The organism is Sphingomonas sp. BAUL-RG-20F-R05-02, from assembly GCF_022662305.1.
In the GTDB taxonomy this organism is placed as follows: domain Bacteria; phylum Pseudomonadota; class Alphaproteobacteria; order Sphingomonadales; family Sphingomonadaceae; genus Sphingomonas.
Genome location: NZ_JAKNQH010000005.1, coordinates 36654 through 49867 on the forward strand (window position 1 = coordinate 36654; position 13214 = coordinate 49867).

The following is a 13214-nucleotide window of genomic DNA, read 5'->3' on the forward strand; positions in this document are numbered from 1 at the left end:
AAGGCATGAAACGTCGCGTCAGCAGCGGTTCGCCGCTTGAGCCCGTCCTCGGGTTTTCGCGCGCGGTGCGTACCGGCAACCAGATCATGGTCGCCGGTACCGCGCCGATCGAGCCGGATGGATCGTCCACGCCCGGCGACGCGGCCGCGCAAATGGAACGCTGTTGCGCGATCGTGGCGAAGGCGATCGCCGATCTCGACGGTGACATCGCCGATACCGTCCGCACCTGCATCTATCTGACCGACCGGGCGGACTTCCCGGCGGTCGCCGCCGTGCATGGCCGCTGGTTTGGCACGGCGCGGCCCGCCACGACAACGCTGATCGTGTCCGGCTTTGTCCGGTCGGAATGGCGCGTAGAAATAGAAGCCGAGGTATTGTCTGCATGACCCAGTTCGACCTGACCGACGACCAGCGCGAGATCCAGGACCTCGCGCGCCGCTTCACCGCCGATCGCATCACCCCGTTCGCCGCCGAATGGGATGAAAAACACATTTTTCCACGCGACACGATCCGCGCGGCGGCGGAGCTCGGCTTCGCAGCGATCTACGTTTCGGAAGAGGGCGGCGGCATCGCGCTCGGCCGGCTTGAGGCGGCGCTGATCATGGAGGCGATGGCCTATGGCTGCCCCTCGACCTCCGCGTTCGTCAGCATCCACAACATGGCATCGTGGATGATCGACCGCTTCGGCGGTGCGGCGGTGAAGGCGAAATACCTGCCCGACCTCGTCACCATGGAGCGGCTGGCGAGCTATTGCCTGACCGAACCCGGCTCCGGCTCGGACGCGGCGGCGCTCAAGACGCGCGCGGTGCGCGACGGCGACGATTACCTGCTGACCGGCACCAAACAGTTCATCTCCGGCGGCGGTGAGAACGAGGTGTACGTGGTGATGGCGCGCACCGGCGAGGACGGGCCGCGCGGCATCTCCGCCTTCGTGGTCGAGAAGGGCATGGCGGGCGTCAGCTTCGGTGCGCAGGAGCGCAAGCTCGGCTGGCATTCGCAGCCGACCGCGCAGGTGGTGCTCGACGGCGTGCGCGTGCCGGCGGAGAACCTGATCGGCAACGAGGGCGAGGGGTTCCGCATCGCGATGAGCGGCCTCGACGGTGGGCGCATCAACATCGGCGCCTGCTCGCTCGGCGGCGCACAGCGCGCGCTCGACGAGACGATCGGGTACACCCGCGACCGCAAGCAGTTCGGCAAGGCGATCGCCGACTTCCAGAACACGCAGTTCACGCTTGCCGACATGGCGACCGACCTGGAGGCCGCGCGCGCGCTGCTCTACATGGCGGCGGTGAAGGTGACCGACGATGCGCCCGACAAGACGCGCTTCGCGGCGATGGCCAAGCGGCTCGCCACCGATGCCGGATCGGCGGTGGTTGACCGGGCGCTGCAACTGCATGGCGGCTACGGCTATCTGATGGACTATCCGATCGAGCGGCTGTGGCGCGACCTGCGCGTCCATTCGATCCTGGAGGGCACCAACCAGGTAATGCGGATGATTATCGGCCGGGATTTGCTGAAGTGACGGCAGACACGGATGAGATCCTCACCAACGCCGAGGGCCGCGTTCTGCGCATCCGCCTCAATCGGCCCAAGGCGATCCACGCGCTCACCACCACCATGTGCGCGGCGATGCTCGACGCGCTGGCCGGTGCGGAGCACAATCCGGCGATCGAAGCGGTGCTGATCGACCATGCGCCCGCGCCGGATGGCGACCCTAAACTCTCGCGCGGTTTCTGCGCAGGGGGCGACATCCGCATGATCGCGGCAAGCGGCGCGGGCGACGGCGTCGAGGCGCGCGCGTTCTTCCGCACCGAGTACCAGCTCAATCACCGGCTGTTCACCTTCGCCAAGCCGATCATCGCGTTCATGGACGGCATTACCATGGGCGGCGGCGTCGGTATCTCGCAGCCGGCGCGGTTCCGCGTCGCGACCGAGAACACCCGCTTCGCCATGCCCGAAACCGGCATCGGCCTGTTCCCCGATGTCGGCGGCGGCTGGTATCTGTCGCGGCTGCCCGGGCGGATCGGCGTGTTCCTCGCCGTCACTGGCCACCGCCTCGACGGTGCTGAAGTCCATGCGCTCGGCGTTGCCACGCACTATCTGCTCGCCGCGTCGCTGGACGACGCCAAGGCGCGTATCGCCGCCGATCCGGGTGAGATCGCTGCCACCCTCGACGCGCTATCCGTCCCCGCGCCCGAAGCGGCGATCCTCGCCCACCGCGACGACATCGACCGTCTGTTCGCGTCCGATAGCGTCGAAGGCATCGTCGCCGCGCTGGAGACGGATGGTGGTGACTGGGCGCGAGCGCAGCTTGCCGTGCTCGCCACCAAGTCCCCGCAGGCGACGAAAGTCTCGCTGCGCCTCGTGCTGGAAGGCGCGACCATGCCGACCTTCGAGGACGAGATGCGCCAGGAATATGCCGTCGCCACCCGCGTCGTGCAGCGCCACGATTTCACCGAAGGCGTGCGCGCGCTGATCGTCGACAAGGACAATGCCCCGCTTTGGCAGCCGGCTACGCTCGACGCGGTAAGCGATCACGTCATCGACCAGATTTTTGCGCCGCTACCCGACAGCGACGCATGGTCGCCAGTGTAAAGGAACCCGACATGGCCGAATACGACACCATCCTGGTCGAGCAGCGCGGCGCGGTGACGCTCGTCACGCTCAACCGCCCGCAGGCGCTGAACGCGCTCAACACGTTCGTGCTAGCCGATCTCAGCACCGCGTTTGCCGCTTATGATGCGGACGACAGCCAGCGCTGCCTCGTCATTACCGGCAGCGAGAAGGCGTTTGCCGCCGGCGCCGACATCAAGGAGATGGTCGCGCTCACCGGGGCGGACATGTACCAACGCGACTTCTTCGCCGGCTGGCAGAACCACGTCGTACAGACACGCAAGCCTTGGATCGCCGCCGTGGCCGGTTTCGCACTCGGCGGTGGGTGCGAGCTGGCGATGATGGCCGACTTCATCATCGCCGCCGATACCGCGCGCTTCGGTCAGCCGGAGATCAAGCTCGGCGTCGCGCCGGGCATGGGCGGCTCGCAGCGGCTGACGCGCGCGGTCGGCAAGGCCAAGGCGATGGACATGCTGCTCACCGGCCGGATGATCGATGCAGGCGAGGCGGAACGCGCGGGTCTCGTCGCCCGCATCGTCCCCGCCGCCGACCTGATCGACGAGGCGATGAAGGCAGCGGAGGCGATCGCGGGCATGGCGCCGCTCGCCGCGATGGTGAACAAGGAGATGTGCAACCTCGCCTTTGAAAGCGGGCTGGCGCAGGGTATCGTCTCCGAACGCCGTCTGTTCCAAATCCTCGCCGCGACCGAAGACAAGGCGGAGGGCATGGCCGCCTTTGTCGAGAAGCGTCCCGCTGTCTGGAAGGGCCGCTAGCCGCTCGGGCGCGGATACGACGGATTGCGATGTGCCGATCCGCGCCCTAGATCCGCGCGATGGATGAGCCATCCCCTCCAGTGCCTGCCGCGACGCTGGTGATCCTGCGCGAACGCACCGGCGCGGCGCCGGAGCTGCTGATGGTCGAGCGTGCCCATGCGATGGCGTTCGCCGGCGGTGCGACGGTGTTCCCCGGCGGCCGTGTCGATCCAGGCGACGTGGCGCTCGCGGCACATTTGGGTGGCGAGCCCGACGACACCGCCGCCCGCATCGCCGCGATCCGCGAAACGATCGAGGAAGCCGGTGTGCCGATCGGCATCGTGCCGCCGCCCGACGTAGACCAGCTCGCTGCTATGCGGGCCGCGCTGCACGGCGGCACCACGATCGGCGCGGCGCTGGAGGCGGGCGGCTTCACCCTGGATCTTGCCGCGCTGGTGCCGTTCGCGCGCTGGCTGCCCACCCACCGCGAACGGCGCGTATTCGACACGCGCTTTTACCTCGCGCGGCTGCCCGAAGCTGCGCCCGATCCGGTGGTGGACGCGACCGAGACTGTCGATGCGGTCTGGGCAAGCGCGCGCAGCGTCCTCGACGATGCCGTCGCTGGCCGCCGCCATGTCATTTTCCCGACGCGACGGGTTCTCGATCGGCTGGCGGAATATACCAGCTTCGCCGATGCCGCCACCGATGCGGCGGCGTTCCCGATCCGCACCGTCTCGCCTTGGGTGGAGGATCGCGGGGGCGTGCCGCACCTCTGCATCCCTGACGATCTCGGCTACCCGATCACCGCCGAGGTGCTGGCGGACGTGTTGCGCGGCTGATGCGGACGGTTCGGAGCGCCGCACTGGCGGTGCTGATTGCCGCTTTGCTGCTGGTGGTGATCCTTGCCGCGGTGGCCGGTCTGCGCACCAAGCCGGAGGATCTGCCGTGGTCGCCGCTTCACCTCAGTCAGCCGGTCGGGCTGTTCACCGGGCGCAAGATTGTGGCGTTGCACGACAAAGCCGCCAAATGCGAAGCGCTGCTGACCGAGGCAGGCGTGCGCTTCACCCCCGCGCCACCGATCAAGGACGGCGCGTGCGGCTATGATGACGGGCTGCGCTTCGCCGTCGGAGGCGCGCGCCGGATCACGCTAGCGCCGTCCGCTCCGGTCATGTCATGTCCGGTCGCGGCCGGATTGGCGATGTGGGAATGGGACATCGTGCAACCTGCCGCGCAACGTTACCTTGGCGCTCCGGTGGTCGCGATCGAGCAACTTGGTACCTATAATTGTCGTCCGATTCGCGGCAGCACCCGAACGCTGAGCGAGCATGCCGGTGCCGATGCCATCGATGTCTCCGCCTTTCGCCTGGCGGATGGCACCCGTATCACGATTACCGACGAATGGCGCGGCGACGGTCCCCGCGCGACCTTCCTCCACACGGTTCGCAACGGCGCGTGCAAGCTATTCGCCACTGTGCTCTCACCCGACTATAACGCGCTGCACCACAACCACCTCCACCTCGATCAGGCTCCACGCGGCGCGATCGGGTGGCGGGCGTGCCGATGAAGGCTGCCGCGTCGATGCGCCGCGGCAACCCCGTCGGACGGCTCAGTTGCGAAGCGCGCCCGCCTCGACCTTCTCCACCCACTTCGGATAAAAGGCCGGCTGCCGGTTCGACCAGCCCGACGCGGTCGCGGCTGCCTCGCTGATCGACTGGAGCAGCTTGCGGCGCAATTCGGGATGCAAATGCGGCAATGCCGCCGCCGAGCAGAACGCCGCCGGCAACCACGGGCGGACCTCGGCGCCGATCAACCGCTCGTACAGGAAGCGATACGCCGAAAACGTCGTCAGACGTCCCTGGCCGAGATCAAAAGCCGTCACCGTCATCAAGGGGGCAAGGAACGGTTCGATCGCGTCGAGCCCGCTATCGTCGGGGATCATCTCGCGAATGTCGGGTAGTCTCGCGTACAGCCGCGCCTGCGCCCGGATGCTTGCCGCCTCGACGACGTCGCGTGACCAGCGCGTCATCGCATCGTCCCGATCAAGGCCGATATCCAGCGAGCGGCGCACATAGCGCTGCGTCGCGGACGAGAACCCCGCAAATTCCTTCATCTCCGCCAGCGTGACGGCACCAGTCGCCGGTTTCATGCGCGCACCCATAAACCCACCCCGCTCACTCGTGTTGAACCGAGGTAAGATGCGCCTGCATGGTTAACACCGCGCTTAACGCTTCGTCGCCCGATATTCACATCGCATCATAGAAGCTGCTGCGATGCAACAAAGGTTGCGACGAACCGTGGCCGAACCGTAATCATACGGTAGCCAAACCGACGCAATTCCGCCCCCGGGAGCGATGTCTCGGGGGCGGCTAGGGTGTTCAGGCGGACTTTTCGTCCTGCAATTTGCGTTCCGCATCCGCGTCATATCCGGATGATACCGGAGGCGCGCTGTTGGTGCTCGGCTGCGAGGTCGAAGGCGGGTCACTGGCGTCCATCGATTCGTCCAGTCCGCGATCGAGCTTCGCCTCAGGGTTGGCAGGGTCGGCTTTCAGCCGCGCCACGATCGACTCGTCACGGCCGGCATCCTGTGCGTGTTCGATATGCTCGCCGCTGTGGCTTGCGCCTTCGTTGGTGTCCGCTGTCATTGCCGCTCTCCAGGCTGTTACGTGACGAGAACGGACGACACGTGAATTGCGTTCCGGCGACTCAATCGTCGAGCCGCACCACCGAAACGTGCTGGTAGTTGAGCATCGCGGCACCGAAAACGGTCATGAACGCGATGTCGGTCGCATCCCGGCCCACCGCGATCCGCACCAGATCCGCTGCGGATGCCATGCCCGTCGCGTCGACCAGCCGCCACGCACCGTCGAGCCACAGTTCCGCCACCGCGTGGAAGTCGGGCGGGGACACATCGGGCGCATAGGCCGACACGCACCGCGCCGGAATACCGCCCGCCCGCGCCAGCGCGACGAGCAGGTGCGCATAGTCGCGGCACACGCCCTTGCGGTTGGCAAAGGTGGTGAGCGCGGTCGTCGCGCCGTTGCTGCTGCCCGGTTCATAGCTGAGGTGATCCGCAACCCAGTCGACCAACTTCGCCGCCAGCGCGCCGCCGCCGAGGGATCCGAAGGTCTGATTGATGAACCCCTCGAACTGATCGGACTCGCAATACCGGCTGGGCAGCAGGTACGGCACCGCCTCCGCCGGCAGGAGGCGCGGGGGCGTCTCCGGCAGGGTGGCAATCGAAACATCCTGGCGGTCGAGCTCGACGACGGCGCGGTACGTCGCCTGGAACCAGCCTTCCGCCAGCGCCCAACACCGCTGGCCGATGCCGTCTTCGCCGGCGATCGCGCGCAGCGGCTCGCGGCTGGTGACGATCAGGCTTTCGGATGCGATGTGCTGGTCCGCCATCGCCGCCGCCTCGACCAGCAGCAGCATGCTGTAGGCGCCGTCGATCGTATAATCGAGTTCGACGTCGATCTTCAGGCGCATTCGGCGGGTCTTTCGCAAACAGGCAAAAAGGCCCGGTGGGTTTCCCCACCGGGCCTCGAAGCGTTCCAAACGATGTGCGGCTTAGTTGCGGTTGCCGAACAGGCGCAGGATGAACAGGAACATGTTGATGAAGTCGAGGTAGAGGTTGAGTGCCGACATGATGATCATGTGCTGCTCGGCCCCGGTACCGGCGACCTGCGCGTACATGCTCTTGGTACGCTGCGTGTCGTAGGCGGTGAGGCCAGCGAAGATCAGCACGCCGACGAAGCTGATCACCATCGCGAGCGGACCCGAATGGAAGAACAGGTTCAGCAGGCTCGCCACGATCAGGCCGACCAGGCCCATCATCAGGAACGTGCCCATCGCCGACAGATTACGCTTGGTGGTGTAGCCATACAGGCTGAGGCCACCGAACGCCGCTGCCGCCGCGAAGAACGACTGCGCGATCGCGATCGGCGAATACACCAGGAAGATCGTCGACAGCGATAGACCCATCGCCACCGCGAAGCCCCAGAACATCAGCTGCATCGTGCCGGCCGTCATACGACCGCCGCCAAAGCTCATCGCGAAGATGAAGCCGAGCGGTGCGAAGCTGATGATCCACTTCAGGATACCGCCACCCAGGAACACCTGCGCGGCCACGCCGCTGGCGACGAAGGCCAGCGCCACGATGCCGCTCAGCAGCACCGCCGACATCATATAGTTGTAAACAGACAGCATATAGCGCCGCAGACCCGCGTCGAACGCGCCTGCACGCGCCGCCGAATCCGCCCCGAAGGGGGAGGCGCTCGAACGGGGATCAGACCAGTTGGCCATTGCAATTCATCTCCTTGACCGGCCAGATGCCGGACTACTCCTACGAATATCGGCCTTTGCGTGCGTGTTTTCAAGCAAATCCGCCAGCGACCGATGTCGTTGTCTTGTGTTAATGAGGTGTTGCCATGCACCGACTTTTTGTTGCTCTGCGCCCACCGCGCGCGATCCGCTCGCTGCTCGCCGACACGATGCACGGCATCGCCGATGCGCGCTGGCAGGATGACAGCCAGCTACACCTGACGGCTCGCTACATCGGTGAGGTCGATCGCCGCATCGCGGAGGACATCGCGATCGAACTCGGCCATGTCCATGCCAGCCCGATCGACGCGCGCATCGCCGGCGTCGGCGCGTTCGACCGGCGCGGCCGGATCGACGCCGTATGGGCCGGCGTGACGCCGCACGAGGCGCTCGCCGGGCTGCACCGCAAGGTCGATCACGCCTTGGTCCGGCTCGGCCTGCCGCCGGAGGGTCGCGCCTATCTGCCGCACGTTACGCTCGCCCGCCTGCCGCGCACCGCCGATCCGGTCGAGATCGAACGCTGGCGCGCGGCACAGGCCGGTCTGACCAGCGTCGCCTTTCGGATGGAGCACCTCATCCTGTTCGAAAGTACGCTCGGCCACGACGGCGCGCGCTACGACACCATCGCGCGCTGGCCGCTGGGCTGATCGCCCGGGTCACATCCCGTCGATCATCTCCGCCAAGACTTCCAGACACGCGCCCGCCAGCCGCTTGCAGCGTTCCGGCGACCAGCCGAACTCGGCATCGGCATTGGCGTCATGGTCCTTGAACGGCATTTCCAACGTCATCCCGACCGTGCCGAAGCGGTGCGCGACCTGATTGGTCGACATGGTGAGGTTGGCCTTGCCCGGCGCCGACTTGCCGTAGCCGAGTTCCATCTGGAAATCGGGCGAGTGCGCGGACAGGCGGCGCTGGAACGCGTAGAAATGCTCGCCCTGCGCATCGGTCCAGTTGGGAATCCCCTCGAACCCCGCGATAAAGTTGGCCGGGATAGACTCATCGCCGTGGACGTCCATCGCAAAGGCGACGCCGGTCGCATCCATCGCATCGCGCACGCACAGCACTTCCGGGCTGCGCTCGGCGGTCGGCGCGTGCCATTCGCGGTTGAGGTTCACACCTGCCGCATTGGTGCGCAGATGACCACGAAAGCTGCCATCCGGGTTCATGTTGGGGACGAGGTGGAACGTCGCCTTCGCCCGCAGTGCCGCCGTCACCGGGTCGGCGGTGTCGGTCAGCCGTTCGAGCGCGCCTTCCATCCACCATTCCGCCATCGTTTCGCCGGGGTGCTGGCGCGCATAAAGCCACACCGGCTTCGGTCCGTCGCCCAGGCTGAGGCAATCGATCGCGCGCCCGTCGAGGCTTTGTCCCAGTTCGCGGTGCGTCACGCCCGGTTCCCGCGCGATCCGGGCGATCAGCGCGTCGTGCCGATCCAGCGTGTACGGCGCGAAATAGGCGAACCAGACGAGTTCGTCCTCTCCGGTCGAGCCGAACTCCAGCACGCCACCGTCGTAACGCGTCTCGGCCAGCCGCCACGTTTCGCGGTCGGTGCTCATCCGCACCTTGTAACCCGGCCAGCCCGGCGGATAGGCCGAGCCGGCGGCGTTGACGATCCGGTAGGTGAGGGCGCGACCCTGCGCGCCCGCAACCCGGAAGTGGAACCACTGGTAGAAGTCGCTGCCCGTGTCGGTGACGATCTCCAGCGTGACGGTATCGCCCTCGATGCCGAGGACACGGATGTTGCCGCTGTCGAATGCGGCGTTGACGGTGATGCTCATCGTACTGTGATAGTGCGACCCGATACGCCCGGATAGTCCCGGAACAGCGCGCTGGCGAGTTTGTGCGCGGCGGCGTCCGCCTGCGATGCGGCGGCGGTTTCCGGTGCCGCAGTGCGCGCGCGACCTTCCCAGATCACGCTGCCGTCGCTGCGGCGTTTGATCTGCACCGACAGTTCGGTGAGGATCATGTAATGGTGCTTGGCCTTGCCGATCGGGAACGAGATGCCGCCGCCAAGCCCGATCCCACCGCCTCCGCCGCGCCGGCCGCCACCGGTGAAGCCGCCGCCGCCAAGGCCCAGCGAAAGGCCTGATCGCCGTGCGGAGGCGTCCTCTTCGGTCGTGCGGGTGAAGCCGACCACCGCGAGGAACTGGCCGGCGTCGTTACCTGCCGGCGCGCCATAGCCATACCGCATTAACTCGGTCTGCACCGCGGCCGCATAGGTCTTGAACTCAAGGCTGGCGGGCGATCCGCCCGGTGCCGGCTCGACCGCGAGCGTGCCCGTCACCATCGGCGCGCCAAGGTGGAAGCGCGTCACCTGCACCGGCCCGCCCGCGGTCGTCGAGCAGCCGGCCAGCGCCAGCCCGGGGAGTGCCATCGCCACTGCAAACAACGCTTTCATGTCTTCGCTTCCTTACCTTGCGAACGCTCGTTACCTAGGTGAAACGCTTGTCGCCTGCCATCGTATCCCAAAGGTTCCCGCAGGATTGTGTCGGTAGCCCGAGATTTTTCAGAGGCCCGCCGCCTTGACTTGGCGTCGGCGCAACTCTAGGCGAGCGCCTTCTTTTTCCGCACCTCTAAAGCAAGAAGCGAATCGATCATGAAGATCCGCAATTCCCTGAAGTCGCTCAAGGACCGGCATCGCGATAACCGCGTGATCCGCCGCCGTGGCCGCACGTATATCATCAACAAGACCAACCGTCGCTTCAAGGCCCGCCAGGGCTGATTGCAAGCGCGGTGCCGTCCGTCGTTATCTTCGACATCGGCAACGTCCTGTTCGATTGGAACCCCCGGTTCCTCTACGAGCGCCTGATCGATGACGATCGGGCGCTCGATGCGTTCCTGCGCGACGTCGCGACCAAGGAATGGCATTTCCAGCATGACGCCGGACGCCCCTTCGCCGATACCTCGGCGGAGCTCGCCGCGTTGCACCCGCAGCATGCAGATCTGATCGCCGCCTGGGGCCCGCGCTTCAATGAGCAGCTTGGCGACATGCTGCCGGGCATGCGCGCGCTGGTCGACGATCTCGATGCGCGCGACGTGCCGCTCTATGCGATCACCAATTTCTCCGCCGAGTTCTGGCCGCCGTTCCGTGCGCGTGAAGCGGCGCTGTTCGACCGGTTCCGCGACATCGTCGTGTCCGGCGACGAAGACCTGACCAAGCCCGATCCCGCCATCTATCATCTCGCGCTCGACCGCTTCGGTATCGCGGCGGAGGATGCGGTGTTCGTCGACGATCGTGCCGACAACGTCGCCGCCGCCGACGCGCTCGGCATTCATGGCGTGCTGTTCACCGATGCGGATGTCTTGCGCGCAGATCTGTCGCGGCTCGGACTTCTGTAAGCGACAGCTGTCCGCCAAACTATCAGCCCAAAAACTGTATGGTTGCATGACCGCTTTGTCATGCTGTTCCACGGATACATCCGCCTCGGACCTACGTTCATGCGACGGGCCGGCACAGGGTCGTCCCTGAATGGGGAGTCCTGCTAATGAACCAAACGCCTTTTCTGATCGGTTTCTCGGTGATGGCGCTCGCTTCACTGGCGATCTATGCCACCGGAAAGAAAACCGCACCGCTGCGACACCATACCCTGCTGCACGCAAGCGTGCCGTTCATCGCCGCAACCGCCTATCTGGCAATGGCTTTCGGTATCGGCACGCTCGTCAAATTCGACGGTTCCGCCACCTATTTCGCTCGGTATCTCGATTGGTCGGTCACGACGCCGATCCTGCTGTCCGGTCTGGTGCTCGTCGCATTCCATGAACGCGGCCGAACCGGTGAAGTCGGCGGATATCTCACCTCTATCATCGTGCTCGACGTGCTGATGATCGTCGCCGGACTGATATCGTCGGTGATCGACGCTCCCGTCGTGAAGTGGATCTGGTTCGCTTGGTCGTGCGCGGCGTTCGTCGGCGTGCTTTACCTGCTGTGGGCGCCGCTGCGCGCAATCGCCACGCAACGCGGACCTGCGCTGGGGGCGGCATATACCAAGAACGTCGCCTTCCTGACGGTGATCTGGTTCCTCTATCCGATCGTGTTCGCGGTCGGCCCGGAAGGTCTGAAGATGATTTCCGATCCCGCATCGGTTTGGGCGATCCTCGTCATGGATATCATTGCGAAGGTGGTTTACGCCTTCTACGCCGCCGGCAATGTTGATCGGGCGCTTGGTAGCGACGCCGAAGTACACGCCGGTCGCGCGTGACCATCCGCGCTCCGGCCCTCGGCTGGGGCGTGCTGCTGGGGGCGGCGCTTGCCGCTGCCCTTGGCCCGCTCATGGTTCAGCTGCTGTTCGCGGTGGTGGCGATCGGTGTGCTGGGCATGGCGCACGGTGCGAGCGACCTCGCCATTCTCGCACCACGACAACGTATGGGATTTCTGGCCGCCTACGGCGCGACATCGGTCGCCTGCCTGATCTGGTGGGTTGCCTATCCTGCCGTCGCGTTGCCGGTGTTCCTGATCGCGTCCGCGCTGCATTTCGGCATGGAGGATGCGCCAAACGGTTCCGTTGTCGAGCGTATCGCGCGTGGTGCCGGGCTCGTCGTGATACCGGCGGCTCTGCACCGGACCGCATTGCAGAGCCTGTTGCACTATGCCGGTGGTGCCGAGGTTCCGGTTGTGTTGACCGCGGCGCTCGCCGCGGCCGGTGCGCTATGTGCGATCGGTCTGCTCGCCACCGCCGTCGTGCGGCGCGACGCGCGGCTGCTGACGGGAACGGCGGCGTTGCTGTTGCTGCCGCCGCTGGTTGGCTTCGCGGTCGGGTTTCTGGTGCTGCACGCGCTGCCGCAAACCAGCGAACGCCAGCGCCGCCTCGGGTGCGCAACCATCGGCGCGTACCTCCGCGCCACTGCGCCGATCCTGGTGGCGGCGTTGCTGCTCGTGGTGGTCGTCGCCTTGGTGGTGTTGCGCCATGATCCTAGCGGCGTACGCGCGCTTTTTGCCGGTATTGCCGCCTTGGCGATGCCGCACCTGCTGGTGACGCCCTTGTTCGAACCGGCGCGCGATGTCGAACACGGGCGGGAAGCCGTGGGGAGGCGTGCGGCGCGGATCTGATCAGTGCCGCAGCCTTAAAGGTCGCTGTCTTCCGCTGCCTGCGCGACGGTGTCGATCTCGCGGAGCATCGTGACGAACGCCGCCACTCGCCCCGCATCGAAGCCGCCGAAGATGCGGCGTTCCAGTTCCAACGCCTTGGGTGCGACCTGCTCGTACAGCGCCTGCCCCGCCGGAGTCAGCCTGAGCAGGTGCGAGCGGCGATCGCCGGCGTTGGGCATGCGCTCGACTAGACAGCGTTCGACCAAGGCAATCGCGGCGCGGCTCACCGTTACCTTGTCCATCCGCGTCTTCACGCCGATCGCCTGTTGGGTGATGCCGTCGCTCTCGGCGATGACCGCGACCAGTCGCCACTCCGGGATCGTCAGACCGAACAGCGCCTGATACGCCCGCGCGATCCGGTCGCTCACCAGGTTGGAGGTGAAGGACAGCCGAAACGGCAGAAAGTCGTCGAGCGTCAGCGCAGCGTCGGTCATCGCGCCAGCCTA

The 13214-nt window shown here is 66.2% G+C and carries 18 protein-coding genes; 11 read left to right on the forward strand and 7 right to left on the reverse strand.

Annotated features, from left to right (window positions below):
- Positions 1-5: 5 nt before the first annotated feature.
- The 6 genes from L8F97_RS12315 to L8F97_RS12340 are packed head-to-tail and all read left to right on the forward strand — an operon-like array spanning position 6 to position 4929.
- Positions 6-386 carry a RidA family protein gene (locus tag L8F97_RS12315; RefSeq protein ID WP_242150276.1) on the forward strand — a complete coding sequence of 127 codons (381 nt, stop codon included), beginning with the start codon at positions 6-8 and terminating at the stop codon, positions 384-386.
- On the forward strand, positions 383-1522 hold the full coding sequence (locus tag L8F97_RS12320) for an acyl-CoA dehydrogenase family protein (protein WP_242150279.1): 1140 nt from the start codon (positions 383-385) through the stop codon (positions 1520-1522). The genes L8F97_RS12315 and L8F97_RS12320 overlap by 4 nt, the downstream gene beginning before the upstream one ends.
- Entirely contained in the window at positions 1519-2595 is a 1077-nt protein-coding gene (locus tag L8F97_RS12325; RefSeq protein ID WP_242150282.1) for an enoyl-CoA hydratase/isomerase family protein, read from the forward strand. The genes L8F97_RS12320 and L8F97_RS12325 overlap by 4 nt, the downstream gene beginning before the upstream one ends.
- An 11-nt stretch (positions 2596-2606) precedes the next feature.
- Positions 2607-3386, forward strand: a complete 780-nt coding sequence (locus tag L8F97_RS12330; protein WP_242150285.1) for an enoyl-CoA hydratase-related protein — start codon at positions 2607-2609, stop codon at positions 3384-3386.
- 59 nt (positions 3387-3445) lie between these two features.
- Positions 3446-4204 carry an NUDIX hydrolase gene (locus tag L8F97_RS12335; protein ID WP_242150288.1) on the forward strand — a complete coding sequence of 253 codons (759 nt, stop codon included), beginning with the start codon at positions 3446-3448 and terminating at the stop codon, positions 4202-4204.
- Positions 4204-4929 (forward strand): extensin family protein, encoded by a 726-nt coding sequence (locus tag L8F97_RS12340; protein WP_242150292.1) that lies wholly within the window; start codon positions 4204-4206, stop codon positions 4927-4929. The genes L8F97_RS12335 and L8F97_RS12340 overlap by 1 nt, the downstream gene beginning before the upstream one ends.
- A gap of 42 nt (positions 4930-4971) precedes the next feature.
- Here the strand turns inward: L8F97_RS12340 and L8F97_RS12345 are convergent, their stop codons facing one another.
- The 4 genes from L8F97_RS12345 to L8F97_RS12360 all read right to left on the reverse strand — a co-directional run bounded on the left by L8F97_RS12345 (position 4972) and on the right by L8F97_RS12360 (position 7667).
- Entirely contained in the window at positions 4972-5523 is a 552-nt protein-coding gene (locus tag L8F97_RS12345) for a hypothetical protein (protein WP_242150296.1), read from the reverse strand.
- 217 nt (positions 5524-5740) lie between these two features.
- The gene (locus tag L8F97_RS12350; protein ID WP_242150299.1) at positions 5741-6007 is read right to left on the reverse strand and encodes a hypothetical protein; all 267 of its coding nucleotides are present in this window, start codon (positions 6005-6007) and stop codon (positions 5741-5743) included.
- Positions 6008-6068: 61 nt separating this feature from the next.
- Complete coding sequence (locus L8F97_RS12355) at positions 6069-6851, reverse strand: transglutaminase-like domain-containing protein (RefSeq protein ID WP_242150302.1); 783 nt, start codon at positions 6849-6851, stop codon at positions 6069-6071.
- An 81-nt stretch (positions 6852-6932) separates the two neighbouring features.
- A complete protein-coding gene (locus tag L8F97_RS12360; protein ID WP_242150305.1) occupies positions 6933-7667 on the reverse strand; it encodes a Bax inhibitor-1 family protein in 735 nt (244 codons plus the stop codon).
- 125 nt (positions 7668-7792) lie between these two features.
- Here L8F97_RS12360 and thpR point away from each other — a divergent pair, with 125 nt between their 5' ends.
- A complete protein-coding gene (thpR, locus tag L8F97_RS12365; RefSeq protein WP_242150308.1) occupies positions 7793-8332 on the forward strand; it encodes an RNA 2',3'-cyclic phosphodiesterase in 540 nt (179 codons plus the stop codon).
- Positions 8333-8341: 9 nt separating this feature from the next.
- Here the strand turns inward: thpR and L8F97_RS12370 are convergent, their stop codons facing one another.
- Positions 8342-9460 (reverse strand): M14-type cytosolic carboxypeptidase, encoded by a 1119-nt coding sequence (locus L8F97_RS12370; RefSeq protein WP_242150311.1) that lies wholly within the window; start codon positions 9458-9460, stop codon positions 8342-8344.
- Positions 9457-10080 (reverse strand): DUF4136 domain-containing protein, encoded by a 624-nt coding sequence (locus tag L8F97_RS12375; RefSeq protein ID WP_242150314.1) that lies wholly within the window; start codon positions 10078-10080, stop codon positions 9457-9459. Before L8F97_RS12375 ends, L8F97_RS12370 begins: the two co-directional genes overlap by 4 nt.
- Before the next feature lie 198 nt (positions 10081-10278).
- Here L8F97_RS12375 and ykgO point away from each other — a divergent pair, with 198 nt between their 5' ends.
- The 4 genes from ykgO to L8F97_RS12395 all read left to right on the forward strand — a co-directional run bounded on the left by ykgO (position 10279) and on the right by L8F97_RS12395 (position 12729).
- Positions 10279-10404, forward strand: a complete 126-nt coding sequence (gene ykgO, locus L8F97_RS12380; RefSeq protein ID WP_069205031.1) for a type B 50S ribosomal protein L36 — start codon at positions 10279-10281, stop codon at positions 10402-10404.
- Positions 10405-10415: 11 nt separating this feature from the next.
- Positions 10416-11021 (forward strand): HAD family hydrolase, encoded by a 606-nt coding sequence (locus L8F97_RS12385; RefSeq protein ID WP_242150317.1) that lies wholly within the window; start codon positions 10416-10418, stop codon positions 11019-11021.
- 146 nt (positions 11022-11167) lie between these two features.
- Positions 11168-11881, forward strand: coding sequence for a bacteriorhodopsin (locus tag L8F97_RS12390; protein WP_242150320.1), 714 nt, complete (start codon positions 11168-11170; stop codon positions 11879-11881).
- On the forward strand, positions 11878-12729 hold the full coding sequence (locus L8F97_RS12395; RefSeq protein WP_242150323.1) for a Brp/Blh family beta-carotene 15,15'-dioxygenase: 852 nt from the start codon (positions 11878-11880) through the stop codon (positions 12727-12729). Before L8F97_RS12390 ends, L8F97_RS12395 begins: the two co-directional genes overlap by 4 nt.
- A gap of 14 nt (positions 12730-12743) precedes the next feature.
- Here the strand turns inward: L8F97_RS12395 and L8F97_RS12400 are convergent, their stop codons facing one another.
- Positions 12744-13202, reverse strand: coding sequence for a MarR family winged helix-turn-helix transcriptional regulator (locus tag L8F97_RS12400; protein WP_242150326.1), 459 nt, complete (start codon positions 13200-13202; stop codon positions 12744-12746).
- Positions 13203-13214: the final 12 nt, after the last annotated feature.

What these genes read in the sequence shown, in the direction of transcription:
- L8F97_RS12370 (WP_242150311.1), bottom strand. Translation starts at nt 9,460, where the DNA reads ATGAGCATCACCGTCAACGCCGCATTCGACAGCGGCAACATCCGTGTC.
- L8F97_RS12315 (WP_242150276.1), top strand. Translation starts at nt 6, where the DNA reads ATGAAACGTCGCGTCAGCAGCGGTTCGCCGCTTGAGCCCGTCCTCGGG.
- ykgO (WP_069205031.1), top strand. Translation starts at nt 10,279, where the DNA reads ATGAAGATCCGCAATTCCCTGAAGTCGCTCAAGGACCGGCATCGCGAT.
- L8F97_RS12345 (WP_242150296.1), bottom strand. Translation starts at nt 5,523, where the DNA reads ATGGGTGCGCGCATGAAACCGGCGACTGGTGCCGTCACGCTGGCGGAG.
- L8F97_RS12375 (WP_242150314.1), bottom strand. Translation starts at nt 10,080, where the DNA reads ATGAAAGCGTTGTTTGCAGTGGCGATGGCACTCCCCGGGCTGGCGCTG.
- L8F97_RS12320 (WP_242150279.1), top strand. Translation starts at nt 383, where the DNA reads ATGACCCAGTTCGACCTGACCGACGACCAGCGCGAGATCCAGGACCTC.
- L8F97_RS12350 (WP_242150299.1), bottom strand. Translation starts at nt 6,007, where the DNA reads ATGACAGCGGACACCAACGAAGGCGCAAGCCACAGCGGCGAGCATATC.
- L8F97_RS12400 (WP_242150326.1), bottom strand. Translation starts at nt 13,202, where the DNA reads ATGACCGACGCTGCGCTGACGCTCGACGACTTTCTGCCGTTTCGGCTG.
- L8F97_RS12360 (WP_242150305.1), bottom strand. Translation starts at nt 7,667, where the DNA reads ATGGCCAACTGGTCTGATCCCCGTTCGAGCGCCTCCCCCTTCGGGGCG.
- L8F97_RS12330 (WP_242150285.1), top strand. Translation starts at nt 2,607, where the DNA reads ATGGCCGAATACGACACCATCCTGGTCGAGCAGCGCGGCGCGGTGACG.
- thpR (WP_242150308.1), top strand. Translation starts at nt 7,793, where the DNA reads ATGCACCGACTTTTTGTTGCTCTGCGCCCACCGCGCGCGATCCGCTCG.
- L8F97_RS12340 (WP_242150292.1), top strand. Translation starts at nt 4,204, where the DNA reads ATGCGGACGGTTCGGAGCGCCGCACTGGCGGTGCTGATTGCCGCTTTG.
- L8F97_RS12390 (WP_242150320.1), top strand. Translation starts at nt 11,168, where the DNA reads ATGAACCAAACGCCTTTTCTGATCGGTTTCTCGGTGATGGCGCTCGCT.
- L8F97_RS12355 (WP_242150302.1), bottom strand. Translation starts at nt 6,851, where the DNA reads ATGCGCCTGAAGATCGACGTCGAACTCGATTATACGATCGACGGCGCC.
- L8F97_RS12335 (WP_242150288.1), top strand. Translation starts at nt 3,446, where the DNA reads ATGGATGAGCCATCCCCTCCAGTGCCTGCCGCGACGCTGGTGATCCTG.